The organism is Salisediminibacterium beveridgei (assembly GCF_001721685.1).
GTDB classification, from domain to species: Bacteria; Bacillota; Bacilli; order Bacillales; family Salisediminibacteriaceae; genus Salisediminibacterium; species Salisediminibacterium beveridgei.
In genome coordinates, this window is sequence record NZ_CP012502.1 from 344048 (window position 1) to 370890 (window position 26843).

Below are 26843 nucleotides of genomic sequence, written 5' to 3' on the forward strand. Positions count from 1 at the left end.
ACTTCTACTTTCATTCAAGGTAAGTGAAACCGGCATAAAGAAACATGGCTCTCTTGTACCGTGAATAAGTGTGTAAGGAGCTCAGACGTCTGTTTCCTTAAGGTTTACATTAACCGTGAGCGATGCGTACACTGAAAAGGCAATTACCGGAGTTGATAAGGTGGTTGCGTGTCAGATTATCCAATACTTAAATTTTTAAGGAGGAAATCGAATGAAGAAACATCGTTCAACATTACATCGGAAAGTGTTTGGTGTCGCCATGACAACAGTACTGGCAGTGGGAACATTTACGTTTTCGGCAAGTGCCAATCAAGGTAACGGCGTTGGAAATGGAAACAGTGGTGAGACCCCACAGGGACCGAAACGGGATGTGGAAGGCGTCAACGTGATTGATACGACCAGCTTTGAAATTGATTTTGACAAAACGTTTCCACAAGGGTTGGCAGTGGACAGGGTTGTTGATGTCGAAGTCGAGTTGTCAGACGGGGAGACTGTCGTACCTGAAATTACTGATTATCACGTGTCCTCAGACGATCGATCACTTGTCACGGTAGAACACGCGAACGATGATCTTGAAGGATTGAGCGGTAAATTGTCAATCAATGACTTTGAAACCGATTTTGATTATGCTGAGAGCTTTTCATTGGATATTTTCCATACGAACGACATTCACTCAAAGATCGATAACTTCGGAAAAATGTCCGCATTCATTGACGAACAGGGTGCAGAAGCGGATAACTATCTGTTCCTCGATGCAGGGGACATTTTCAGCGGCAACGCGGTTGTTGATTTGAATGATGGTGAGCCAATTGTTAGATTGTTAAATGAAATGGGTCTGGATGCGATGGCCATCGGGAACCACGAATTCGATTATGGTCAGGAAGCTTTTGCGGCACGTGAAGAGCAGGCGGAATTTGACTGGCTGAGTGCGAACATGGAAGTCGTGGATGAAGACATCGCGATCCAGCAGCCGGAACCCTATACTATCAAAGAAATAGACGGTGTGGACGTGGGGATTTTCTCTTTAACACAAAATCCTCCGGCAACCAGCCCTTCCGGGATTGTCGGTCTGGAGTTTCATGATTATGTGGAAACGGCAGAAGAATATGCTTATCTGGAAGGTGAAACCGACATCCTGATTGCGCTAACTCATATCGGAAATAGTGCAGATCAGCATCTTGCTGAGAACGTTGATTTCTTTGATGTCATTATCGGCGGCCACAGCCACAGCAGGATTTTTGAAGAGCAGATGGTGAACGGCACACCGGTTGTGCAGGCAGGCAGTGATTCTTTATTCGTTGGACACTTCAACCTCGAATTTGATGGCAGCGATGTGACATTTAATGATTATTATTTACAGGACGTTGACGAGCTGACGGAAGTGAATGAAGACGTTCAGGCGATGGTCGATGGCTACAACGAGGAAGCAGAAGAGCTTCTTCAGGAAGTAATTGGTTATACGAATACAGGATTGAGCCGTGACGCCCGTAATTCAAGAGATACCTCTTTAGGTAATTTCATTACGGATGCAATGAGAGATGCGGTGGATGCAGACATGGCCATTACGAATAATGGTGGCATTCGCGCCAATATTGATGAAGGTGAAATTAGGGCTGCAGATATCTATACGGTTGAGCCATTTGGTAACGAACTTACAGAGATGGAGATTACCGGTGAGGATATGCGTGACGTGGTAGAATACTCTTTTTCCAGGTTCGACCGCATTGATATTCAAGCTTCAGGATTGTCCTATACGATTTACACCGATGAAGATGGGGCATATGCCGATGCAGATCTATATGTTGATGGCGAACCAATTGAAGACGACGCGACGTATACACTTGTAACCAATGACTTTATGGCAGAAGGTGGCGATGGCTATGACTTTTCTTCAGCCACTATTCTTCAGGAAGCTGCAGGTTATATTACCAATGCCATGTTCCAGCTGAATGATACTTTAATGGATTCAGAGGGTGCAGTGGACTATGAAGACGGTGAAGGCCGGATTCAAGTCGAAGAGCAGGAGTAAAAAGCCGTTATCCGATATGATTTAGTAACAGGAGGCAGGAGAGCGTAAAGTTCTCCTGCCTCTTTTATATTCATCATGGATAGAGCGAATGGATGGTTGTTTTAAAAGGCTTTGTTAAAATTCAATGTTGATATTTATAAAAAGCGCAAAATCCATAAAATAGAATTTGTGGGTGGTTTCATTGTCTTATTCAACTAACGCGTCCCGTATGTTGAAGTATAATGGATCCCAATACCAGAAATCATTCGAATGAAAAGATTGAATAAAAATTCGTCTTGCGATCATTCTCTCCAAGCAGGTTTGTTTGCAGATAAAAAATCTTCAACTTCATCAATGTCTGTGGTTTGTAAAATTACCCCTTCCGTATCAAAAATAATAAAGTTGGGGTAACTTTCAATGTCAAAATTCCCTGTATAATTCTTCATAACGTTTTCAACCTTTGTATCCCAAGCCCATATTATACCTCCATGATAAAGAGATTCTCTACTTTCTTCACTTAAAGATTGATTGATGTTCTCTATATCATAGTGTTCTCTAATATTCTCATTATCAGAAATCGCGTCAACGAACCCCCACTGAGGTACAACGTTTCAGTGGGGGCTTGAGATAGCCAAGCAGGTCTTTTCTTACAAAGGTTGACGCTCTGCGTGGTTCTTCTCAAATCACTGTTTTTGGTTGGTACTGGCGACGTACGATCGTTTTCCCACTTGCACCACCCTTCCGAAGAAGAGCAGTTCTTCCTTACGGAAGAAACCACCACTCAGCATATAACTGGCGTGTGCTACAAGCCCCAACAAAAGTTGAGTACACATGGATGGTTGACGCACCCACTAGGCTATGCGCTAAGCAACAGCTTTACGTTTTTGAACGTCCATGATCATGGGCGTTTTTATTTGTGTTTTTTCATCCCATTCTACTATTTGGGATTTCCGAAGGATATTTAATGCTGCATTAATGTCGGCGTGGATGCATTGTCCGTTCTCACAGCGATAGAAGCCGCGATATAGGCGCTTCCCACTAAAGGAGTACATCGTGTTATCGCCTTTTGACCAAACCGGAATATCGTCATGATCCAGAAAACTAGCTTTAGACGTGTAGCTCTCTTCCTGCTTAACGAAACGGATGCCTTCCTTGAGACACTTGTTCTCAATAGCCGAAATCAATCTGTGGAAAGGAATTTGTACGAACTCTTGATTGTTTTTCTTCCCTAAATGCGATTCTTGTTTCCAATCGGCATTATAACCCATTACCACGGTATCGACGTTCAGTCGTTTTATCTGTTTGAACAACAAACCTACGGTTTGTGAAAGGTAGCCGCCTATTTGGAGATTTCGTTTACGCCAAAGAGAAGCTATTTGGTTTGTCACTATGCGTTTCGACAAGCCGTTTTCGATGTTTTTCTGTTTTAATTCGCTTATCTTTTTGTTGAAGTACTGATTGATGGATTTTAACTTCTTTCCATTAATCAAAAAGGCGTCTCCTTGATTCGTTGCACAACTAAGAAGATAATCTACACCTAAATCGCAACTCAAAGCTTTTGTCGTCGTTTGTTGTTTCTTCATTTGAGACATAGGTACTTCGTATACATAATGAGCCTCAAAGAACCGACCGTTTTGCTTTGGCACAATTTCAATGTAAGAAATGTTTTTATCCATTAAATTCTTTGGCATTCGCAGTCTTAAGGGACCAAAACGTTTTCTGAAAGCAGTATTCATTGGAATGCTCCAATATCCATCCTTATCCACTTTGGGAACTTGATAGATTTCGATGACACGTTTGGCAGTGGAACGAGAATACTTTGGGAACTTTGGGCGACCTGTGAAACCTTCAGGGGTTTCTTTCCACTTCTTTAACGCTTCGAAGAAGCTCTTTACGTCACTGAGTAAGGTTCTTCGAACCGCTTGTACGGAGTTGGATTGAATGCCCCAATAGTTCATATCGGCCTTCATTGCGCTGTCTATTTCTTTTGTTGTCGCCATTTTGTTTTCATTCAAATACTTTTGTTTAATCGTATATAAGCCTACGTTGCGCAAAGCCTTAGAACTATGAGACATGCGTTGCAGAAGTCGAAACTCTCTAGCGCTAAGGGTGCTGCGACCAATGTTCTGTTTTTGGGTGAACCGTTGCATATTGACTGTTTTCTTTTTCTTGCGCAATACTTCAATCGGTTTTTTCCTAGCCATTTGTGTCACCTCCTTTTCCGACCTCAAATTGAATGATATCAATTCTTTACATCTATGCCATTCATTATACCATTTAACAAAATAGAAGCTAGATATATTTCCGAACACTTGTTCTTTTATTTGAAACACCTATCAGTCGTAAGACTGATGGCAATTCATCTCCACCTGAATCGCTGGGCTGACGCCCGTATCGCGAATCAGATGGAGTCTTCTTGCCTAATGATGATAAAGCGTAAAATAATTAGGAGGTTCTGGTGGTGTCATGTTATGAGTCATTTCATCTTTTGAAATTTCATGGTTACACGCTGTTAGAATGAGTATTGAAAAAATACTTAAAAAGAAAAACCTCAAAGTATCACTCCTTACTATTCTTTGTTCAACTTGACCGCCCGGTTAGTTAAATAAAGTAATGACCTATTTACTGTAAACTCAGATAATCTAATTGTATCATAGGTTTCTCTGTTTGGAATTAAATTCCCTTTAATGATCATATCGCTCATTGTATTTCATTTCGTTGATGATGGATGCTTTCTAACACTTGGAATCATGCAAGATACTTGGTCGCTACGCCGTTAAACCGCTGGATCCAACCTTTCAGTCTTCGATGATAATTATTCACGTTCTGGATCAGCCCCTTGGTGCGGATTTTTACGGTCATACCGAAACTGGCAAATCGATAGTTGCTCCTCACGGTTTCTTGTGACCAGTACACATACCTTTTCGTTCCTTACGCCACGTTTCTTGGAGAAACCGCCCCGTTTGCGAGGTTTTCTATGATGAATCTTTCCTTGTCCTTTTTCAGAGTATAGAAAATAGGTCTCGTCCATTTCAACGATACCTTGGAAATTTGAGATTTCCATTTGTTTTAAAGCCGTTAGGAGCTTGTGTCTCCAATAAAACAATGTGATATGCGTAACGTCACCATTCAACTCCGCTAAAGGGCTTTAAAAAACTAAAGGGAGCCCTTTAATATAGTTCGGACTAAAACCGGAATTTATTTTTCAGGATAGCCTTTTAAAAAGGTATTTGCTTTCCGGCTGATTGAAGATTAACATAATTGAATAATGGTTAAAGAAAAGAAATTTGATCGTCATAGGGAATAATGGCCTTATGCGAAGGAAGGGATGAGGACGATGATAGAACAGGATCAGCAAAAGGCAAATGCTGCAAGGGAAGCGCTGACACATGTGCGCTCCGGCATGGTGTTAGGTTTAGGGACCGGCAGCACATTCAACCATTTTTTAACACTTCTTGCCGAGCGGATCAAAGCGGAGGGGCTGAACGTAAAGGGCGTACCGACGTCTTTGAAAACGGCCCGCCTCGCCCGGGAAGCAGGGATTCCCCTCATCGAACTGGATGAGGCATCCACCATCGATCTGGCGGTGGATGGCACGGATGTGGCCGATGAGCAGTTTCATTTAATCAAAGGCGGCGGGGGTTCACTCTACCGGGAGAAAAAGGTGCTGCAAGAGGCAGGGCAACGGGTGATTCTCCTCGAAGAAGACAAATTCACCACAACGATCAGTGGACCGGCGACGGTTCCGGTGGAAGTGGTGCCCTTCGGTTCGACAAAGACCCGGAGGGAACTGACCGCGTCAGGGGCTGACTGCAAATACCGCTTGGATGGTGAGGTACAGTTTGTGACGGATAATGGGAACTACATTTTTGACTGCACGTATCACGATATTACGGACATCGAAGCACTGCATCAAAAGGTCAAGCTGATGCATGGCGTGGTTGAAACCGGGATCTTTGTCGATATGGCAGATGCCCTCATCATCGGAAAAAAAGACGGAAGCGTCGAGACGCATAAACGCACGCTGGGGCTGTGAATGCGCCCTGAGGATGGATGATCAGACCGAAAAGAGCTCACCTACCGTTGTGGAGGTGAGCTTCTTTCGTGTTCATCCGGATCAGCGCTGGTTTCGGTATTTGTGGGGGGCGTGGCGCATGTCATGGCAAAACGTGCAATCATATACTTCCGTATACTATTAGAATTGGAAGGGTCTGTGCTAAGGTGGGGTTGTACTAATATTCTGAATATTCAAGAAAGAAGGTGGTTTCATGTCAGACGATATGGGTTCAACAGTGAAATCAGGATCGAGTGATGCGGAAGACAATAAGGTGATGGCGGTACTGGCTTACCTTGGGATTCTCGTCTTGGTCCCGCTCCTTGCTGCGAAAGAATCGCGCTTTGCCCAGTATCATGCCAATCAAGGGCTGGTGCTGTTTATCGCGGGGATTGGCGGCTTTATCGTCCTGTCGATCTTTTCCACGATCACCAGCATGATCCTGGGTAACATCCCTGTATTGGGCGCACTGGTCGGGTTATTCCTCGGCGGGTTATTGTATTTCATTGCCTGGATCGCCGTCATGATCCTCGTGATCATGGGGATTTTGAACGCGGTTAAAGGGGAAGAAAAGCCGCTGCCGGTGATTGGGAAATACAATTTGCTGAAACTGGATCAGGGCGGACAGTCTGCATAATTGCAGCAAAAAGAACTCTTTTCGTATGGTGAAAAGAGTTCTTTCTCTCGCACGTTATGGGGAAAGTATCCGTGCAACGAAGGTTTGTGCTATATAGACTAGAGAAAATAAAAGATAAGAGCAATGAAGGTGTCTGTCCTTATTGAGACTGTTCCATGACTTTCTTCACCAGTTGGGCGCGGTTTTTCACGCCGGCTTTGGCGAAAATTCTGGAGTTGTGTTTTTTGACGGTGATCTCAGCGACGAACAGTTTTTTTGCTATCGCGCTGTTCGAGAATCCTTCCATAATCAAAGTCAAGATCTCGCCTTCACGCCCCGTCAACTGCAGGCAGTCTGCGGCGTGCCGGTAGTGGTTCGTTTCTGTAACGTCTTCTGTCAGACTGCTCATGTATTCTGCCAACTGATCAGCGGCGAGATCGAGTTCGTACGTCCGGGATATGCTGTCCGGACCGAAATCGTCGTGCTGCGCGGCGGGGATTTCCGAGAAGCCGAAGCTCTTTACGAGCGCCTGGAAAAACGGCAGCGGCGAGGAAACGATGATCTTGGCCCCGGTTAACAACAGGGGCAGTAAATCGTACATGAGTGCGATGCGTGCGTCGTGATCACCAGGATCGACATAGTCCAGAAAGCGGATGAAGTAGGCTTTTGTGTCATCTTTCGGACGGTTCAGGTTGTCCCAGTCCGCCTTGGATAACTGTCTGAAATAGGCCCTTGAGACCGGTTCATCAGTTAACGCGTGGATCGTGCCGTGGTGAACGGGGACGACGATCGACATGGCGTGGATCTGACCGGTATAATCCCGTAACAGTTTGGTGGAATCGAGCCCCATTTTCCGGATGTAGTCAGGGCCGATTAACTCGAGCTCTGTTTTGTTATGCTCATAGGACGCAAAAAAACGAAAGGTCTGGTTGGAGACGCGGTTATAAAACTGTGCTTTACTGACGCTGACATCGTCTTTCTTTTTTTCGTAAAAATGAAGGACATCGTCAAAGTTGTACTCATCGACCTGCTCGAGATAAAATTTACGCCCGGATGTGGGTTTGGAATGAAAAAAAACGGACTGAATGAGTTCATCCCCGATATGATAAAAAAACATCGCGATATCGTCGGGGTGTTTCGTTTTGATCAGGCGTTTTTTGTAATACCCGATCACTTTCTGTTTCAGTCGATTGTACCGTTCCGGTGAGCGCTGTACCAGATCCACTTTGATGGCGTCCTGGATCAGCTCGTGAATGCTCCAGTGCTCTTTAAGCCGTTGGACGAACGACAGGTTTGTGAGTGCGATGAACTGCTGGTAGGGCACGTTGCGTTCAAGAATCTCAGACAGCGTGTGCTGGTTAAAGTACCTTACCATCGCCGCCGCTTCGATCAGTTCGAGGAGCGCATCACTTTCCACTTCTTCAAGCCAGCGCCTCGTCAGTGTCAGAAGCACCTGTTGGATCGAGTCGCCATTTACATAGCTGCCCAGTGCACCGTTTTCTTTGGCCGACATGCCCGCGAGCGTCAGGGCAAGGGGGTGACCTTCCGTAAAATCATGCAAGGAGTGGATCGTGCTCTGTTCGGTGATGTTTTGCTGTTTGAGAAACGCCGTGATTTCTTCTCTGTTGAAAAACCGGAGTGGCATCGTCCGGATTTTTGCGGCCCAAACCGGAAACTCCACCCATTCGCCCTGAAGCGGGAGCCGTCCGGAGATGATCACTTTCACCGCAGGGTCCGAATGTGTCAGGAAGAACTGCCGAAACCACCGGTCGATCTCAGCCATTTTCTCGTAATTGTCGATGGCAATGATCACCTGTGTCGACTGCGAAAGTTCCGTGAGTTTCTGTTTCACTTCAAACATCGACGGGTCCGCTTCCTTGACCGGTGCGATATAGGAGCCGAGTAACAGGTTCAGATGCCGGACGAAATCCTGCGGCGTATGGGTAAAGTCCAGGCTGTCCATGCGAATGAACGTGTCGCCGTAATGGAATGATCGCCGTTCAAACGCGTGAAGCAAGTACGTCTTCCCAATGCCCCCCTGTCCGTGCATGTTCAAAATCCTCGTCTCGTCACAGCGGCGAAACGCCTCAAACACCTCGAATTCTTGAACTCTGCCAATCGGGGCGGGTTCCGTCAGCGGCCTCTGGTTTACCTCGTGCTTCTGCATCGTCTTTTCTTACCTCATTTCTGAAAATGACATTTGACCCAGTTCACCCGGAGTGCGATTAAAGTCCTGATTTGTGACATCAGACTACAATTACCTGAATATTTCGATTATTACAATTGTTACTATGAATATACAACTAAACAAAACGAGTGTCAAACGCATACAAAAACCCGCGCGGTTTGCGCGGGTTCAGGTGCGGTATCGTTATCTGCCGGAGATGAGAATCAGTACAGCCATGTTTTCATCTTCATCATCGTAGCTCGAAATGGTTAAGGACATGGCCTCGTCGCTGTCCTCCATGCCGCCTTGCACACTGAGATTGTGATCGGCCTGCATTTCCTGAACGTTATCGTACCCTTGACTCTGTATATAATCTTTGTAAAGCTCAAACACATCGTTCGCATCTTCTTCGAACACGAACTGCACGGTGTGCATCACTTCGTCATTATCGGCCACCCGCTGCGTTCCGAAGATTTCAGCCGTATCCGGAAACGGGATGTCATCCGGGAACTCCTCATGCAGTTCGGATGAGCCACCTGCGCCGAAGGAGAAGGTTTCTTCGCCGTCGTCACCGGTTCCGGATACCGAGATGGACCCATCATCGTCCTGTTCGAACCCGATGGACTGCTCTGAGCCATCCTTATCCGTGACGGTAATGGCATCTTCCGAATCGCCACTGAACAAGCCGAAGAAATCGATGCTTACTTCACCATCCTCGTCATCAGAAAATGTAAATGAGCCACACCCGGTTAACAGCAGAGTACTTAAGAATAAAAACATCAGCCATTTCATCGTTTCTCACTCCCTCGTTTTAGTCACCTTCATTGTTGCTCCGTGCCTCTCCGACCATGAACGATCTACCCGTCTGGTTAACACCACCTTCGCAGGTTTTATAGTTGTTTACAGCATATAAAAAAGCGCATCAAAGTGTAAGTATACGGAAGTATACGATTGGAGGAGAAAGGCCAAAGTGGATGGCGTGAGATCCGCGCAAGTCGCTCCGGATGTTAGCAAGTCATGGATTATCCGAGCACCCCCAAATTGGGATTCGGCAACGGTCGGTTTTTTCTGCGGATTGTGTCATTTATTTTTAACTAATTGACCAAAATACTTTACATTATGTTAAAAATAGATTACACTCAGTTTAAGAAAGAAGGGGGCATGATGTATGAACGAGCATGGCGAAATGACAAATCAACTGCCTGTACTGAGAGCAAAGCACGGGTACTCGCAAAAAGATGTGGCCGAGAAAGTGGGCGTCAGCCGTCAGACAATCGCTTCATTGGAAAAAAACAAGTACAACCCATCGCTGAAGCTGGCATTTGAACTGGCCCTGTTGTTTGAAGTGGATCTGCAGGAAGTTTTTCAATATCAAATGAAGGAGGAATCGTAAATGTTATTCTATGTGTTTCTTGTTTTTCTGGTGATCGCCCTTGTGTTCTGGTCCCGGTTTCAATTTGGAGAAGAAGGGAAAGATGAGCGCGGGCAAAAAATACTGAACCGTTCGTATACCATCGTTTTTCCGATGTTCATCGCAGGCTGGGTCCTGATTCGGCTGGTCGAGGATTTCATCACGCCGCTGGATGGTGACGGCTGGCGCATGGCTGTGTGGTATCTGATTTCCGGTATTATGATCCTGCACGCGATATTGATCTATTATTTCAGACGGATCTATTGAACCTATGGGGCACATTAGTCAAGAACCTGAGAGCAATTGTTAAACTAAACCAAACCAAACAGTCAGAGCGGATGTGTAACCTGCTCTGACTGTTTGGTTTGATCAGGATAAATCGAATAATGCATGAATCAAACAAAAAATTCCACTGAAATGAGGTCTGAAACATATCATACATCCACTCGACTTCAACTAAGTGCATAAGACGATTTCATAGGTTTGAATTTGGCTGTTTTGTCGTTCGTTGTTGATTTCACTAGCTATCGGCGGACGCTTGCCTCTATTCCTGCGGTTATTTGTCGCATGAAGCCCTTGGCCAACGTGCACTTTTCATAATGTGCTCCTCCCTCGGACTCGTCGCCTATCACTTGTTCTATCTCCATATCAAAAACAGACTTTAACGGAGACACTCATGCTGAATGAACCAGCACGAATCCGGATGAAAGAAAAGTAAACGGATGTTCAGGGGAACCTTTAATATATACTTCATAGGAATGTTTACGTTCGCTAAAGGGTTGAAGTGTATGTGCAACGAAGGCTTTCGCCATGTAAGCTTGGCAAGAAGCCAACTTTTCTTTATGAATTAAATGAAAAACGAATAGTCTGGATGAAGTTCATAGGAACCTCTTGAGGCTAACTATTTATGGATTCAACTAGATAATTTACAATTATATTCTATAAATACTATTTATTTTACATGAGATTATGCTATAATGCTCACATTACTGAAGTCAGGGGGTGAAAAGTATGACCATCTGGATTCTGTATGGTTAATATGAATCCCAATGATTATGAGATATCTAGTAAATGGGATTTATGTTGACGTATAGAAGGGGGAGTTACATGAAATTTTGCAGTCAATGTGGGAAACAGAAAGACCCCAAGCATCGCGTTTGTATCCATTGTGGAGCAAAAGTTCCTGATGTTAATCAGGGAAACGAAGGTCCGCCAAAAGAAAGAGAAGCGAAAGCAGATTCAGAAAATCCAGGGAACAGCGCTCCTAAACTGCCGATGTCCAAGAAACAGAAGTACATACTTACAGCAGTGCTGGTCATTACTGCAGCCTCAGGGAGTTTTTACTATATCGGCAGCAGTCAGTCAGATCCGATGGGGGTAGTGGAATCGTTCATTACGGGTCTGGATGAAGGTGATACAGAGAAAGTCAGAAACACGTTGGTCACGGCTTCTGATTATGAGGAAGTAAGTCTCAAGCAGGCCGAACTTTTCATGGAATATATTGATCAAGGACCTTATTTACTTGAGGAAATTGCATATCAACTGGCTGAATCGGTTGAAGATATTCAGGAACCCGATGAAGTGGAGGCGTTTGTCGGAAGTGAGGAAGGGCCCGTGGATTTAGAAATTACCGGAAGCAAATGGCTCTTCTTTAACGCATATGCGATCACAATGAAGCCAGAAGATTTCGTGATCCATTTTGCCGGTGATGCGGAGATCCGTGTTGATGATGAAGAAGTTGAATGGGAAAGGTTGGACAGGCAGCGGGTGTCACTCGGGGAGTATGATTTTGATGAATATGACGTGACGATTCATAAGTCCACGGTGTTTGATGAGCTGAAACAAACGGCTGCTGTCGATCACAATAGTCGGAATATTCAATCCTTTGATTTTGATACAGGCGAGCTCATGGTTACTTCAGCATTACATGAGATCGAACTGATTCATAACGGTGATGAAACCGGGGTAATGATCGAAGGGGAAGGAAGTATTGGCCCCGTTCGTATGGATGATTCAGTGATGATTGGAGCAAAAGCCGAAACCGTTTTCGGAGATCATTTAGCTGATGAGCAGTCGATTGACAGTGGTCTGGTTGAATTTCAGTTTACTCCTGATGATGAGACAGCAGAATCCGCAATGTCTGACATCGCAGATTTGTATAAGGACGAAGGGTATTTGGAATTCGCCAGAGAAACCTCAGAAATCGAAGTCATTGATACGGTCGGTTTTTCGACTGAGGATATGAAATTAATGGAGCACACCAATGGGGATTGGGAAATAGCTGTTCCATTTTATGAACAATGGGTCACAGGAGAGGCTGGTTCAGAAGACGATCTTGAAAGTAATGAACCAGATGTTTTCGAATTGAAATTGTCGTACAGTTCGTCGACAGATGAATGGGGGATTGCAGAGCGAAATGCCATTGCTGATGCTGTCTCCTCACCGGAAGAATGGGAAACGGTTGAGTATGATAGTGAATCGAAAGTCAAAGAATTGATCGATGCGTTGGACTTGTCTGTTACAGGAGAGGATCCTGAAGATCTCGAAGAGCAGCTTGAATTCATGATCAATGACTATCACGAGCATCACGTTGCCGCGATCAATGGTGAAAGCATCGATGATGTGACGGCGTTTATTGATGAGGATGCCGATGACTATGAACAATCTGTGCAAGATTATATTGACTACGCGCGTCAGGAAGGAATCACCCAGGAGTTTAATGGGAGCGATTTAATTTCTTATGAGGAGCAAGAAGGTGATCTGTTGGAAATCATAACTGTGGATCGGTATTATATCCACACTGACAATGGTGATACGACTCATTTGACAGAATTTGAATCAACCTACCTCGTCAGTGACGGTGAGGAAGGATTGTCGTTGATCAATTTAGAAAGCACCGATGAACAATGGAGTGAAGAACAATAAATTTAATGATATTCGGAAAGGTGGATGGTTATGTTTTGTTCAAACTGTGGAGCTCAAATGCCTGAGGAGGCAAAATTTTGCGGAGAATGCGGGCAGCCGACTTCTGTAGAAAGTAAAGGAAAAGCTGCCTCGGCAACGTCTTACGGACAGTCATCCGGAGCAGCATCAACAGCCCAGTCGATCGCGGAAAACGAATATGTACAAAAAAGCAAGGACGTATCCAAGCATTATTTTTCTGTTTATAAAAAACAGCTGAAAGCACCTTTTTTTGAGGCCAGGCAAATGGCAGACGGGTCAATGATTAACGGTATGATTTCGATTGTTCTGTTCTCACTGGCCATCGGGTTGACGATTTATTTCAATGTGCAAGGGGCCGCAGGGGAGTTCATGGATATTCCGTTTTTCTCAACGGTGGCCAATGTGTTTATTGCCTGGATCATTTTATTTTTACTGGTGGCAGGCGTGTTTTTCATCACGTTTAAGATCATGAGGAGTGAAGTGTCCTTTGGAAATCTGATCAATCGAATGGGATCGCTTTTGGCATTACCTATGACCGCTTCACTGGCTGCCATGCTGACCGGTTTGATGCAAATCGGGTTTTTATCATCTCTGTTTTTGATGATCGCGATATCAACGTCAACCCTTGCAATTTTTTCAGTGATTTTTTCTGTTGAACGAAAAACGGAGAAAGCGATTGATCCTTTTTATGGTGTAATCATTGCAGGGATCGGTACGAGCATCGTGATTGTCATCGTATTTGTAACAATATTGGGATCACTGATCAACGAAATGCAGAATTTGATGATGTTTTAAAGGCACGCTGATCTAGAATGTAGAAGAGGAATATAACATGAAGATTTTTCAATCTCGTTAAAAACAGGCTTCCAGTTTGGCCTTATCGACTCTGCTATTTGATCTGTTTGCCGGAGCGGCTGCAAGATACGACGTCGCCAAAAACAGGGGCGGCATTGACTTAGGACTGGCTGCTTTTGCAGTGACCACAAATGATGACTGTGAAATCCGTAAATACCTGAATCCGAGTTATTTGTGAAAAGCGGAGCGGACATTGATAAAAAAGCAGAGAGCGTAGTCGAAAAACTGAAATCGGCGGATCAACAACCATTCGGTTAGGTTTCACCCCACTTTGCACTTGTTACACTTCGTTGGGTTCAAAAGCGACGACATCCAAAAAAGCCCGTCACTTTAGTGATGGAAAGTTAACTCTGCATCAATCCTTGAATCATTCGAGCACCCGGTCATTGATCGGGTGCTCATTAGTGGTAGAATGGACGAATGTATGAAAACCGGACGTGAGGGAGTTCTGATGATGGAGAAGCTGCAATCGAAATTATATATCTTGTTTCCACCTGTGTTTATCTTATTTATCATCAATCTGTTTGTCGGGAGTACGGCAGGGGATTATGTGATCGGACTCTTGGCGATGCCGATGCTGGTGATCGCTTTCGTCGGGGCGACGCGTCTGTTTCGGCTCTTGGGAGGGATTTTTATCGTCACCGGCTTCGGGTTGTTCCTCTATTCCGGACTGCCGTTGACGTCGCTGCCACTGCTGATGACGTCGACGATGCCGCTGTTATCATTTCTCACGGTGCTGCCGTGGATGAACAGCGTCGTTCGTTCGGGGCGGTTTGACCGGCGGATCAATGATCTGATGAAAGTCAATGTGGACAACCTCGGGAAAATGTACGCGAGAAGTTCCTTTACGACGTATTTCCTTGGGGTATTTATCAATCTGTCGGCCCTGTCACTGTCTCAGGACGTACTGAAAGACAGCCTGAAGGGATTCAAAAAGCAGCTGACGGATTCGTTTATCAGCCGGGTGACGCTACGGGCGTTCACGCTGGCGCTGCTTTGGAGTCCGATGGAGATCATGGTGGCGATTACGGTGGATACAACGGGGGTGAGCTATCTCGCATACTTGCCTTGGCTGTTTCTCGCATCCGTGACGCTGTTGGTGATCGACTGGTCGTGGAACTACCAGACCTTTAAGGGTGTCGCGAACATTCAGGATGGTGAGGAGAAGACCATCACCATCAACCGGGCGCAGATGGCCTGGAAAATTGCCCAGCTGATGCTGGCATTGACGGTATTTCTCGCGAGTGTCGTCACGGTCGGGAATGTGTTTGACCTGGACTTTATCTTGTCCGTGACGCTTGTGATCCTGCCATTTTCATTTTTATGGGCCTGGGTGATGGGGCGGATTCGCTCGTTTCTCGCCATTGGCTGGGGCACGTGGAAAGGCCGGACGAACCGCCTGCAAAACTTTGTCGTACTGTTTCTGTCTTTGGCCCTGTTTTCTGAAAGCCTGAATGCTACGCCGTTCCTTGCTGTCATTCAGGAACCCTTTTATGCGGTGAGCGGGACGCCCGTATTGATCCTTCTCCTGGTGCAGTATACGTATCTTGCACTGAGCATGATCGGGGTGCACCCGATTGCGACGATTGCGATCCTGGGTGAAATCCTGCAGCCGCTGTTCTCGATCATTAACCCGATGAGTATCGGGATGGTGCTGATCATGGGTGCCCTTGCGACGGCGACGGTCGGCACCTACGGGGTTACGGTGACGATGACATCGATGAACACCCGGCAGAACCCTTACCGGATCACGCTGAGGAACATGCCATTTGCGATTCTTTGCGGGAGCGTCGGTGTCTTGATCGGGTTGATGCTGTTGTAGGGTGACGGATCCGTCCATGTCGGGTCCGATCCGAGCAACTGCCGGGTGATGTCAGCAAGCCCCGCTGGATGTGAGCAACATCGCAGGAATCCGCGCACGTCGGTAAATGTGTGAGCACGTCAACGGGGATGTGAGCAATTTCTCGTCGATCCGCACATGTCGTGCAGCAGCCGCGCAACTTCCGGATCGATCCGCGCACAACGGAAAACGAACATATGTACTCATGTAACCCCCCGGACAAGAACAGAACTTGTCCATTTTCAGAACGAACAGTCAAACCGCTCACCTGCAGCTCATGATGGCTTATAATCAGAACAAACGATCTGATAAATCAGCCGAAAGCAGGTGCCCCATGATTGTAAAACCCCGAAATCAGCCGCTTGATATCCATATCATCAAAGCCTTACAGCGGCGACTGCCGCATGCTTTGTCCCAGGAGCCTTTTCTGAAAGAGCAGCTTGCTCAATTTCTGGCCGGGTTCACTGGTGAAAAAGAGCTCGATTATGTTTTGGAAGGCTTGTCCTTCGACTTCCCTGACAGCCGGATCATCCAGGATTTGCGGTTGGCCGTCGGGGCAAATCATGTACAGATCGATACGTTGGCATTGACCCGAAAAGGGGTATTTCTCCTGGAAGTGAAGCATCTGTCAGGCGTTGTCCGTCTCGACACGGTCAATTGCCAGATGATCCAGCTGAAAGACGGTCAATCCCGGACGATGAAAGATCCTTTCGGTCAGATGTCGACAGCCGGGCGTAAATTCCGTAACTGGTTCACAGCGAACCGGATAGCATCGCCGCCTGTGTTTCAGCTGCTCGTCTTCACCAATGACCACATGGAGCTGGATGCAGCATCGGCAACGGGTTTTGTCAGGAGATGGGACGTGATCGACGCCATGCTCCATCAGTCGCATGGGCAACCGGACGTCATGGATGCGGCAGAAATAAAAGAGCTGGGCCGTCTGCTTGTGAAACATCATCGTCCGCAGCATCCTCATTATCAATTCGGGAAATATCAATCCTATCATGCAAAAGTGAATCCGGGCGTATATTGTCCGCGGTGCGGCGAATATATCCTGCATAAGCGGGCGACGGGCTGGTACTGCGGCGATTGCGCTAAAACCCGGCAGCTGGCTGCGACATCCGCATTGACCGATTTTGCGTTGACGACTGCACCGTTTATCAGCTGCCGGGAAGCAAAGGCGTTTCTTCAGGAACGAGACCGGCACATCATCTACCGCACGCTTGAAAAAACCGGGCTGCCCCGGACTAAAAACAATGCCCGGGTTATTCACTATGACCTCCGGCCGCTGTATCTGAATCTGACCTGATCGGATCCGCGCAACCAGGCTGATGTGTGAGCAACTCCCGCCGGATCCGCGCAACCAGGCTGATGTGTGAGCAACTCCCGCCGGATCCGCGCATGTCCGCCAGGATCCGAGCAACCGACCGACGATGTCAGCAAGTGCCGTTCAATGTGAGCACCATTCGGAAAATCTCAGCACATCCGGAGAAATCCGCGCAACTTCCTAAAAATCCGAGCGCGTCTTACATCCTGTATAATACTCATACAACAACCATGCGCCTGCAGCTGCTCAGCGGGGCGCATGGTTTTGCTTGGGCTTAATGTTGACGAAACTGTCATAATAAGCGATGCTTTTGGATCCGGAAACGTGTTCCCCCATATCTGAATCCTTGACGCTGACTAGCTGATTCACTGCCTCATCAGTCGACGTGGCGCTGCCTTGATAAATGAGGGCAACGCTAGGGTGCACAAGACTTGTCACCTTGGCTTTCATGGTCAGTGAGGCGTTCTCATTGAAAACACGGACCAGTTCACCGTCAGAAATTTCCCTTGCCGCTGCAGCTTCAGCATGAATATGAACAGCCGTCGCACGTTCCGGAATCGTACGGCTACCTTTAAACTGAGAATTCAATCCCCGCGAATCATGGGTCGTGAAAAGTTGCAACGAGTCAGGGTCTGTCCGAACAACCTGCTGTTTATGAATCGGAAGGGCGGGGAGGCCATTGTTTTGTGCCCGATCCGAATAAAATTCAAATTTTCCGGACGGCGTTAAGTAATCATGGTTCTTCCAGCTGATCAGGGCGCTCTCCGGGTAACGGATTTGCCCGACAGCTTCGTGGACATCGGAAAACCCGAATTGCCGACGGACGTTGTCGTTCCATTGCCGATTCAAGTATTCACGCTTCGTCAGATCAGTCGGAAAGGCGGAAGGGGAATGAAAGCGATGGTCGATCCGGCGAGCGAGTTCTTTCATGATCGTATAATCGGATTTGCTCTCGTGATAGGGTTCAATCGCCTGTTCATTATATGCAAATCCCCGGTGCCAGTAACTTGTGGCAATGTCCTCTTCTTCAAAAAAACTGGTGACGGGGAGCACCAGATTTGACCATTTCGCTGTTTCGGTCATGAACAAATCTGCCGTGACAACGAAGGGGATGTGTTTCAAATGCTCTCGGATTTGACCGGGTTGCGGATCCTGGATTAACGGATTCCGGCAGCTGATCCACAGGCTTTCGAGCGGCGGATCGAGAACGGTTCCTCCGAGGTCGATCCAGTGTGTGAGCGGCAGGATGCGATTGTTTTTTTCCAAATGTTCTTTGAAGAAGGCGGTCTGATTTTCGAAGATCCACGTATCTGCATGCGCGTAATGAACGCCGGAGCCGGGTTTTCCGATCAAGCCTTGAACCGCACCTAATGCGTTGACGGTCCGAACCATTTGTCCGCCGTTAGTATGTCGCTGAAAACCGAGGCCGATCCAGTGAAAGATCTTTGAAGAAGAAGTCAGGAGTGTTTTCATGAAAGAGACCGCTTCTTCTTGCAGGCCGGTTTGCTGAAGTAGAATTCCGTGATCGATGCCTTTGAGTTCGTTTTTAAACGCATCGAATCCATGACTGTGGCGGTTCAAATAGACTTCGTCATGCAGATCTTGATCGATCAGATAAGATGTCAACGCATTAGCGAATATGCCATCTGTTCCAGGATTGATCTGCAGATAGAAGTCTGCCAGTTCGGCGGTCTTTGTCAGAACCGGATCGATCACGACAACCAGTGCACCATTTTTCCTTGCGTTCTCTAAAAAGCGGATGCTGTGAATCGAAGTGACTGCAGGATTGGCACCCCAAATTACAATCAGTTCTGCTTCTTCCATCTGTTCAGGATCGGAAGAGCATCCGATACCGAAATCGTAATATGCAGCATCAAATCCCGCTGCGGCACAAGGAGAGCCAACGATCCGCGTCGTGGGCCCCATGCTTGAGAAAAACTCTTCAGGAGCATAGTGGCCAGCGGATAAGTCGCCGGTGTATTTGTAGAGGCCGACAGGAAGTAATGAACCGTATTGTTGATCGATGGCGAGCCAGTTGTCAACAATCATGTCATACGCCGATTCCCAGGAAATGCGTTCAAACCGGCCACTCCCTTTGTTTTTTTGATACATCGGGTATTTCAGTCGGTCTTTATGGTAGACATGATCCACATAGGACAGTCCTTTGGCACAAATGCGCCCATTGGTATACGGGTTTTCGGGATCACCGGTCACTTTCTGCAACTGGCCATTTTCCACATAGGAAATCATACTGCAGGTACTGAAGCAGTTTCTTGGACAGACGTGCCGTTTCAGCTGCATGACAATCCCACCTTTCGAATGTTGTCACTGTATTGTAATGAAAATCAACGGTCACAGCTTTTCTTCTAGTATATAATAACAATATCAGGAAAAGATCGCGTTCACACAATTGTCAGTGATAAAGGAGGCGTTTGCAGTGGAAAGGTATCATTTTATCATTCACGCAGAGCGCTGTATTGAATGTTACTCCTGCAGTGCGGCCTGTTATCAGGAGCACTGCTTAACTCATGGAGATCAACCGAGAAGGACAATTCAACAGCGAAGCGGCAACAAGGATCAACCAGTCTATTTGTCGATGTCTTGTAACCATTGTCAGAATCCGGTTTGTGTCACGATTTGTCCAAACAACAATTATACGAAGCGTCGGGATGGCATCGTGACTCATGATGATACCTTCTGTGAAGGTTGTAAATTATGTGTGGAGGCCTGCCCGTTCGGTGCGCCGCAGTTGAATCTCCACACGGAAAAGGTAGACAAATGTGATTTTTGCCACGAGCGTCTGAGTGAGGGTCTGGCGCCAGTCTGTGTGGGGAATTGCCCTACGGATGCATTGAATTTCGCGAAATTACCTGAACACCAGGAGGTGACAGAGAGTTATACTGGCAATCATATCCCGATCTCACGATTCACTTCTCCGGCGATCGTCATCCGGAAACAAAGGGCGATCAAACAACACTTTCTGTCAGGTGGTTTATCATGAAAACAATACAGGATCTGCTTTTATCATTCCCGTTTAAACATGTTCATCCGGTCACACCAGTGGGCACGGATATCATCGGATTCGAAGAAATCTCATCAAAGCCGTTTGAATCAGAATCTTCGGCGTCCATACTTGTTTATCTGCCGTACATCAACGAAGCGCGGGAGCGTCTGACAGAGGACGACGTTTTGCAAATCATGCAGTTGCCTCAAGTAGTCGGAATCCTGCTTTTTCATCCGCGTGAATTACCAATAAAAGAGCAGCTATCCGGGATTTATGCCCTTTTTGAAGTGCCGGTTATTCATCTGAGCTATCCCTTGAAAGAGATGACTGCAAATAACAAAGCATTATCAACCTATCAGCTGATTCAGGATACCCATAACACCACAATGAAAGAACTCTTCGGCCGATCATTGGCTGTGCAAAAAGCGATTGCGCAACCGGTAACGGTTGTCGACCAAAATTTCAAAACCGTATCAGAGAAGGTGGAATCTGAAGCGACATCGGATTGGGTGCAATTTCTGATTCACTCGAGGAGCAAGTGGCTGCAGCAGTTTTATTTTCGACCTGAACGGTTCGTGGATGAAGCGATGAATCAATCGATTCCGCTTACCTGTTATCCGGTCTACGCGCATGAAGAGATCCGCTATTATGTGATCACACCGGTGACCGAGGTGACCTGGTTTCACGATCTGCTTGCGTACTTTGCCATGTTATTGTCGTTGGTGAGTCAGCAGGAAGAGAAGATGAATGAGTTGCACCTGACATTCAAGAACCATTTTCTTCACGACCTTTTATACAATAACTTCAAATCTGAACAGGCGCTGTTGGACCAGGCTGCAACTTGGGGCTGGGATCTTTCTGATCCACACCACTTGGCGGTGATCAGGGTTTCAACAGACGACAGCCAGCGGCACCAGCTGGATGAAGGCTGGCGAAAAGAACTGTTTGAGCGGCTGTTGAAACGCTTCAGACAGGATCATTCAGCTGGTCTGATTGAGGTTTTTCAAGATGACATTGTATTCATTTTAAGATCGGACTGTTCAATAGAAGAGGCATACCCAAGCGACCGGCTTAGGGCCTATCTCCAGGAAATGATCACCCGCTATTCGGGGAAAATGCCTCAGGTGACGATGAAAGCAGGTATCGGCAAGTGTTATCCGAATACGAAGGAGCTGAACAAGAGCTATCAGGAAGCCTTGATGGCTTTGAAACTTGGGAACGAATGGTCCCGTGAAAAGCAGGTGTTTCATATTGAGGATCTCGGTGTGCTGCGGCTTTTGTTTTATCTGAATCAGGATCATCTTGTAGAATTCAGTTCGTCGTACCTGAAACCACTGATAGATACTGATCGGCAGCATCAAACCGATTATCTGGAAACGTTGAAGCAGTGGATTATTCATGACACAAATGTTCAGGAAACAGCTGGAGCGATGCATTTCCATCCGAACACGCTCCGTAAACGGCTGCAAAAAATTAACAAGCTCCTTGGTGTAGACATCTATAACCATGAGGACTTCGTTAACATCAGCATTGCGGTTAAGATACACGCGATTGATTTTTTTCAGACGAACGTCAAAGATTTGTCATAATGCCATCTTGTAACAGCCTACTCACGAATGAGGAGGCTGTTTTTTTATGTACACTTCACATTTCAGACAAGAATTCTCCTGAAATTGGATGGAACGGTGGAATCCATCACACTTTATTTCTGGTAATTCTGTTCAAACGAACATCTTATAACAATCCCTGAACGAGTACACTATACGTAAGTTCACTTTTTCACATGAGAGGTTGTACCTGCGTATACAAAAATCAGGGGAAGGAGGGATACGATGACACAGGCAACAGATACAGACGTCAAGCCATTGATGGAAGTCCGGATGAATTATTATGACATATTAAGACGCTTGTTCAGGCAAGAACCGGATCAACAGCTGCTGAATGATTTAGCTGAACTTCTTCTAAATGAACTGCCGTTTGAAGAAGAGGATCCAAAGCTTGAAGAAGGCAGACTGCTGATGCAAGAGGCATTGTCAGTCGAAGGCATTTTCGATCGGCTTCATTGGGATTATACACGCATGTTTATCGGCCCATACCGTTTACCGGCACCGATTTGGGAATCAGCCTACACAAACAAGGATGGGCTTTTGTTTCAAAACGAAACAAGGGAAGTCCGCCTGCACTATTTGAAATACAGTTTTCTGCCTGAGCAGTACCAGAAAGAGGCAGATGATCACCTTGGGCTCGAACTGGATTTTATGTACCGGTTGAGTTGCATGACCCGGGATGCATGTGAAAAAGAGGACTTGCTCCAGCTTATGGAGTTACTGACAGATCAGCAGTCGTTTTTGAGCAGTCATCTGAGAAACTGGCTGCCGGCATTTATTCAGAATGTGTCAGCATCTGCGGATACAACATTTTACCGCGGGGCTGTGAAAATCCTCGATGCAGTGACTTCACTGGATCAGGCAGCGTTAGAGGAGTTAAAAAACTATGTTTGGAATGATGAATGATCTTCGGAGGTGATTGAAATGGCAAGTCTGGTAAAAAAAGCACTGGATAAAAAATTCAGTCGAAAAGCATTTATTGGCTGGTCTGCAGCAGTAACCGCAACCGCAGCAGTCCCTGCTTATGGTCTCAAGAAAATCGATTCGCGAGTGGCTGCGGAGAAGCTTGAGGAAGAAGGGCGCTGGGTGTCGGCCTCCTGTTGGCATAACTGCGGCGGACGCTGTCTGAATAAAGGGTTTGTTGTGGATGGAATTGTGACGAAGCAAAAGACGGATGATACACATGAAGATACGCCTGACTATCCACAGCAGCGCGGCTGTGCGCGCGGGCGCTCTCAGCGTCACCAGGTGTTCGGCGTGGATCGTCTCAAGTATCCGATGAGGCGAAAGCACTGGGAGCCAGGCGGTGGCAATAAGGATTTGCGCGGACGCGATGAGTGGGTGAGGCTCGACTGGGATGAGGCCCTCGATCTCGTGGCAGATGAGCTCAAACGTGTAAAAGAAAACTACGGAAACAAATCGATTATCGGCGCGAGCCGGTTAATAAATCATTACGGCGGTGCACTTGTTCGATGGGGATCTTCTTCCTCTGGTGCTTGGGGGAAACCGCAACAGCACATGGCAGCGAATCTCTCCTGGGGAGGCAGTGACCGGCTTGATTGGCGAAATGCCAAACTGATTGTCATGTGGGGTTCGAACCCGGCGTGGAGTAACGGCGGTAACCCGCAGTATAACCTGCTTCAGGCAAAGAAAGCGGGCGCGAAATTCATCTTCGTGGATCCGTTTATCAACCCGTCGATCAAATCGTTGGATGCAGAATTTATTCCTTGCCGTCCTGGAACCGATGCCGCATTGCTCCTTGCGCTCGCTCACTACATGATTGAAAACGATCTGCAAGATCAGGACTTCCTGGACCGTTGTACAGTTGGTTTCGATCGCGATCATATGCCGGAAGGGGCTGATCCGGACGAAAATTTCAAGGATTATGTTCTGGGGACCCATGACGGTGTTCCAAAGACGCCGGAATGGGCGTCGGAAATTTGCGGTACGCCACCGGAAAAAATTCGGATGTTCGCTCAGGAAATCGGTACGACAAAACCGATGATCTTCCAATCGTCTTTTGCCCCGGCAAGGACATATCGTGGCCAGCAGTTTTGTCAGGCGTTCCTTACAGTCGGCTGGATGACCGGAAACGTGGGTAAGCCGGGTGCCGGTGTGTTTACGCTGAACTATGCGCGAAACCAGAGTTACGGTGGGAAAACCCTCGTGATGCCGGGCGGACGTGGCCTCGAAAATCCGGAAAACCCGCTGTTCCCAGGTGTGACGTTTGGTGCCTATGACGGCTACCGTTTTGCTGCGCCAACGCGAACCGATTTCCACGGCATGGCATATACGGAAACCTACGATGCCATATTGAATGGAGAATACACGGCGACGGTGCGGGGGAAAGTCCCTTGTGATATCCGGATGATCTGGAAAGTGCGTAACGGAAGCGGCGATAACTTCCTGAACCAGTCATCGGATATCCCGAAAGGTATCAAAGCGTTCAGAAAACTCGATTCGATCATCACCAATGACATCGTCCTTTCCACGATTTCAAAGTATGCGGATATCGTTTTACCCGCAACCACGGAATGGGAAAAAGAAGGACGGATCAATACTGGAAATCCTGAAGCGATCTTTATCGCCAATAAGGTCACTGAACCTTTGTTTGAAGCTCGATCAGAAGAGTGGATGGAAATTGAACTGGGCAAGCGCCTTGGAATTGATGAAGAGACGTTATATCCGATCAGTGAGAAACAGCAATTTTTCAACAGCCTCGCCGGAGCCCAAGTGATTCAGGACAACGGTGAAGACTATGAGCCGCTTGTGTCCATTACGCAAGAGGACATCGATCAGTGGGGTGTTGAAGGAGAGGCACAAAGTGGCCGGATCGCTCTTGATGAACTGTTGGAAAAAGGGTCGTATCAGGTACAACGTTCACCGGATGATCAACTGGGTGACATAAAAGGCAAGACCTACGTGGATAACCCGGAAGAAAATCCATTGGATACAGAATCCGGAAAACTCGAAATTCATTGCCAGATCCTCGCGGATGAGATTGAAGCCTACGGATTTACCACATTGGCGCCGATCGCTAAATATGAAGCACCGGTTGAAGGCTATGAAGATACATTCGAAGATTGGGAGAGTAAGAAAAAAGGTGAATTTCCATTCCAGCTCGTCACAATTCACTACCCTAGACGGAGTCACTCGGTCTTTGATAATGTGCCACAGCTCCGTGAAGCGTTCCCGCAGGAATTCGTGATGAATAAACGTGACGCGGATGAGCGGGGATTAAAAGACGGCGAAACGGTTCTCATCCGAAGTCGCCACGGTAAAGTGCTCCGACATTTATTTACAACGGAAACCATGATGCCAGGGGTTGTCAGTCTTGGTGAAGGGGCCTGGGTTGATATTGATGAAGAAACCGGGATTGACCACGCAGGTGCGACGAACATGCTGAACGGGTCCCATTTGAGTGGTCAGGGTGAAGAGCCTTGGAACACGTGTAATGTAACTGTGGAAAAATACGATGGTAAACCGTTAAAGTCCGATGAGCACTGGGATCAACGGGTGATATTCTAAGGAGGTGACCGATCATGGGACAAAAAGGATTCTATATTGATTCGACCGTCTGTTCAGGGTGTAAAGTGTGTTCTGTTTCCTGTAAAGATGTGAATGACTTAAAAGTCGGCGTCAATTACAGGCGGGTCTATGAATTTGAAGGAGGACGATTCCCGGACACGTGGGGTTTCTTCCTGTCCGTCAGCTGCAATCACTGTGATGAACCGAAGTGTGCGGAGAATTGTCCGACGGGAGCGATTTTTAAACGAACAGAGGATGGTTTGGTCGTAAATGATGAGGCGAAGTGCGTTGGCTGCAAAATGTGCTTGTGGTCCTGCCCTTATGAAGGCCCTCAATACAATGAGGAAACAGGAAAAGCCGGGAAATGCGACGGATGTGCAGCTCTCGTTGATGAGGGCGAAAATCCCGCCTGCGTTGATGCCTGTGTGATGCGGGCACTTGACTTCGGGGAGCTGGACGACCTTCGGGCGAAATACGGGGACGGTGTGGATTTGAAGGTGTTTGCGGATAAGGGCATCACACACCCTAATGTGATTGTCAAAGCCATTCCGCAGGCTGAAAAATAACAAGTAGAGGAGGGAAATCTCATGTTTCATGTTCTTGCTGAAGAATGGCAGCTTCTCCTGTTCACACTGATGATGCAGGCAGCCGTAGGAACATTTCTGTTCGTTGTCATTCTGCGAAGTAGAAAAAAACTGGACCTGGATCTCCGGAAAAGCGTAACTCGTAAAGGATTATTGGTCACGGGCCCTCTGGTGATCATCGGAATTTTGCTTTCGGCGCTTCATTTGGGGGATCCACTGGGTGCTTATCGATCCATTCTGAATGTTTCATCCTCCTGGCTGAGTCGGGAAATTGTCTTTACAGGTTTATTTTTTGCGATGTGGGCTGTGGCCTTTATACTCGACCGAAAAGACAAATGGAACAGCCTTTTCGGCTGGCTTACGGTTCTGGCAGGTGCCGGAGCGGTTGTGAGTATGGCCAGCATTTATGCAACATCGATTATTCCAGCATGGACCGACTTCAATACGTACCTGACCTTCTTTGGTACAGCGATCTTTTTCGGAGTGGCGATCATGGTGATGATCCTGCTGACGTCCAGTAAGAGGAATCCAGATCAAGTTCAAAGTGTTTTAAAATCGCTGGCGATTACGGGTGGTGTGGTACTGATTGTCCAGTTGGCGTATTTACCGGTATTCTTGAGTGGTTTATCAACGGCTGGGGCAGCAGGTGTTCAATCGCTTGAAGTGCTGTCTTCTCAACATATCTGGTCAATCATGATTCGCTGGACGTTATCGTTGGGAGGCATCGGTTTGATCCTGTACGCGTTGTTCCGGAGTAAACCATTGCAGGCAGGTCAGTATGGTTTGATATATGCAGCGTTCTCAATGATTTTAGTCGGTGAGTTTCTTGGGCGGTATATTTTTTATGCAACAGGAGTACCCATGTTTATAGGGTAAACTTGATCCACATGAGAGGGGAT

Annotated in this window: 22 protein-coding genes and 1 pseudogene; 16 read left to right on the top strand and 7 right to left on the bottom strand. The window is 46.9% G+C overall.

Annotated elements, in window-relative coordinates; genetic code table 11:
* Positions 1–211: 211 nt before the first annotated feature.
* On the top strand, positions 212–2029 hold the full coding sequence (locus BBEV_RS01575) for a bifunctional metallophosphatase/5'-nucleotidase (RefSeq protein WP_069363860.1): 1818 nt from the start codon (positions 212–214) through the stop codon (positions 2027–2029).
* Positions 2030–2310: 281 nt separating this feature from the next.
* Here BBEV_RS01575 and BBEV_RS17305 read toward each other — a convergent pair whose 3' ends face one another.
* The 4 genes and pseudogenes from BBEV_RS17305 to BBEV_RS17040 form a co-directional block, all read right to left on the bottom strand.
* Positions 2311–2454: a hypothetical protein gene (locus BBEV_RS17305; RefSeq protein ID WP_157100895.1), complete on the bottom strand. Its 144-nt coding sequence runs from the start codon at positions 2452–2454 to the stop codon at positions 2311–2313.
* Between the two features lie 237 nt (positions 2455–2691).
* Positions 2692–2841 (bottom strand): hypothetical protein, encoded by a 150-nt coding sequence (locus BBEV_RS17760; protein ID WP_232318196.1) that lies wholly within the window; start codon positions 2839–2841, stop codon positions 2692–2694.
* A 30-nt stretch (positions 2842–2871) separates the two neighbouring features.
* A complete protein-coding gene (locus tag BBEV_RS01580) occupies positions 2872–4212 on the bottom strand; it encodes an RNA-guided endonuclease InsQ/TnpB family protein (protein WP_069363861.1) in 1341 nt (446 codons plus the stop codon).
* 365 nt (positions 4213–4577) lie between these two features.
* Positions 4578–5147: pseudogene (locus tag BBEV_RS17040) on the bottom strand (IS1595 family transposase); the annotation flags it as partial.
* A gap of 198 nt (positions 5148–5345) precedes the next feature.
* On the opposite strand from BBEV_RS17040, the gene rpiA reads away from it, so the two are divergent.
* Together rpiA and BBEV_RS01595 are read left to right on the top strand one after the other, a co-directional pair.
* Positions 5346–6044 carry a ribose-5-phosphate isomerase RpiA gene (rpiA, locus tag BBEV_RS01590; protein WP_069363863.1) on the top strand — a complete coding sequence of 233 codons (699 nt, stop codon included), beginning with the start codon at positions 5346–5348 and terminating at the stop codon, positions 6042–6044.
* A gap of 232 nt (positions 6045–6276) precedes the next feature.
* Positions 6277–6699 carry a DUF4870 domain-containing protein gene (locus BBEV_RS01595; RefSeq protein ID WP_069363864.1) on the top strand — a complete coding sequence of 141 codons (423 nt, stop codon included), beginning with the start codon at positions 6277–6279 and terminating at the stop codon, positions 6697–6699.
* A 139-nt stretch (positions 6700–6838) separates the two neighbouring features.
* On the opposite strand, the gene BBEV_RS17525 is transcribed toward BBEV_RS01595, so the two are convergent.
* Complete coding sequence (locus BBEV_RS17525; protein ID WP_069363865.1) at positions 6839–8845, bottom strand: LuxR C-terminal-related transcriptional regulator; 2007 nt, start codon at positions 8843–8845, stop codon at positions 6839–6841.
* A 204-nt stretch (positions 8846–9049) separates the two neighbouring features.
* Complete coding sequence (locus tag BBEV_RS01605) at positions 9050–9637, bottom strand: hypothetical protein (protein WP_069363866.1); 588 nt, start codon at positions 9635–9637, stop codon at positions 9050–9052.
* Between the two features lie 376 nt (positions 9638–10013).
* Here BBEV_RS01605 and BBEV_RS01610 point away from each other — a divergent pair, with 376 nt between their 5' ends.
* From BBEV_RS01610 to BBEV_RS01635, 7 genes are all read left to right on the top strand, one after another.
* A complete protein-coding gene (locus BBEV_RS01610; protein WP_069363867.1) occupies positions 10014–10238 on the top strand; it encodes a helix-turn-helix transcriptional regulator in 225 nt (74 codons plus the stop codon).
* Positions 10239–10523: a hypothetical protein gene (locus tag BBEV_RS01615; protein WP_069363868.1), complete on the top strand. Its 285-nt coding sequence runs from the start codon at positions 10239–10241 to the stop codon at positions 10521–10523.
* Between the two features lie 840 nt (positions 10524–11363).
* On the top strand, positions 11364–13181 hold the full coding sequence (locus tag BBEV_RS01620; protein WP_069363869.1) for a TcaA second domain-containing protein: 1818 nt from the start codon (positions 11364–11366) through the stop codon (positions 13179–13181).
* A 30-nt stretch (positions 13182–13211) separates the two neighbouring features.
* A complete protein-coding gene (locus BBEV_RS01625; RefSeq protein WP_198155043.1) occupies positions 13212–13994 on the top strand; it encodes a zinc ribbon domain-containing protein in 783 nt (260 codons plus the stop codon).
* Positions 13995–14070: 76 nt separating this feature from the next.
* A complete protein-coding gene (locus tag BBEV_RS17310) occupies positions 14071–14232 on the top strand; it encodes a hypothetical protein (protein ID WP_157100896.1) in 162 nt (53 codons plus the stop codon).
* 234 nt (positions 14233–14466) lie between these two features.
* Positions 14467–15876 carry a hypothetical protein gene (locus BBEV_RS01630; protein WP_232318249.1) on the top strand — a complete coding sequence of 470 codons (1410 nt, stop codon included), beginning with the start codon at positions 14467–14469 and terminating at the stop codon, positions 15874–15876.
* 352 nt (positions 15877–16228) lie between these two features.
* Positions 16229–17203: a nuclease-related domain-containing protein gene (locus tag BBEV_RS01635; RefSeq protein WP_069363871.1), complete on the top strand. Its 975-nt coding sequence runs from the start codon at positions 16229–16231 to the stop codon at positions 17201–17203.
* A 264-nt stretch (positions 17204–17467) separates the two neighbouring features.
* On the opposite strand, the gene BBEV_RS01640 is transcribed toward BBEV_RS01635, so the two are convergent.
* Positions 17468–19522 carry a molybdopterin-dependent oxidoreductase gene (locus BBEV_RS01640; RefSeq protein ID WP_069363872.1) on the bottom strand — a complete coding sequence of 685 codons (2055 nt, stop codon included), beginning with the start codon at positions 19520–19522 and terminating at the stop codon, positions 17468–17470.
* Between the two features lie 136 nt (positions 19523–19658).
* Between BBEV_RS01640 and BBEV_RS01645 the strand changes: the two genes are divergently transcribed.
* From BBEV_RS01645 to BBEV_RS01670, 6 genes are all read left to right on the top strand, one after another.
* Complete coding sequence (locus BBEV_RS01645; RefSeq protein WP_069363873.1) at positions 19659–20222, top strand: 4Fe-4S dicluster domain-containing protein; 564 nt, start codon at positions 19659–19661, stop codon at positions 20220–20222.
* On the top strand, positions 20219–21814 hold the full coding sequence (locus BBEV_RS01650) for a PucR family transcriptional regulator (protein ID WP_069363874.1): 1596 nt from the start codon (positions 20219–20221) through the stop codon (positions 21812–21814). The genes BBEV_RS01645 and BBEV_RS01650 overlap by 4 nt, the downstream gene beginning before the upstream one ends.
* A gap of 243 nt (positions 21815–22057) precedes the next feature.
* Positions 22058–22738 (top strand): TorD/DmsD family molecular chaperone, encoded by a 681-nt coding sequence (locus BBEV_RS01655; protein ID WP_069363875.1) that lies wholly within the window; start codon positions 22058–22060, stop codon positions 22736–22738.
* Positions 22739–22756: 18 nt separating this feature from the next.
* Entirely contained in the window at positions 22757–25360 is a 2604-nt protein-coding gene (locus BBEV_RS01660; protein ID WP_069363876.1) for a molybdopterin-dependent oxidoreductase, read from the top strand.
* 14 nt (positions 25361–25374) lie between these two features.
* Positions 25375–25926, top strand: coding sequence for a DMSO/selenate family reductase complex B subunit (locus BBEV_RS01665; RefSeq protein ID WP_069363877.1), 552 nt, complete (start codon positions 25375–25377; stop codon positions 25924–25926).
* A 21-nt stretch (positions 25927–25947) separates the two neighbouring features.
* Positions 25948–26820, top strand: a complete 873-nt coding sequence (locus BBEV_RS01670; protein ID WP_069363878.1) for a dimethyl sulfoxide reductase anchor subunit family protein — start codon at positions 25948–25950, stop codon at positions 26818–26820.
* The last annotated feature ends 23 nt before the right edge of the window (positions 26821–26843 follow it).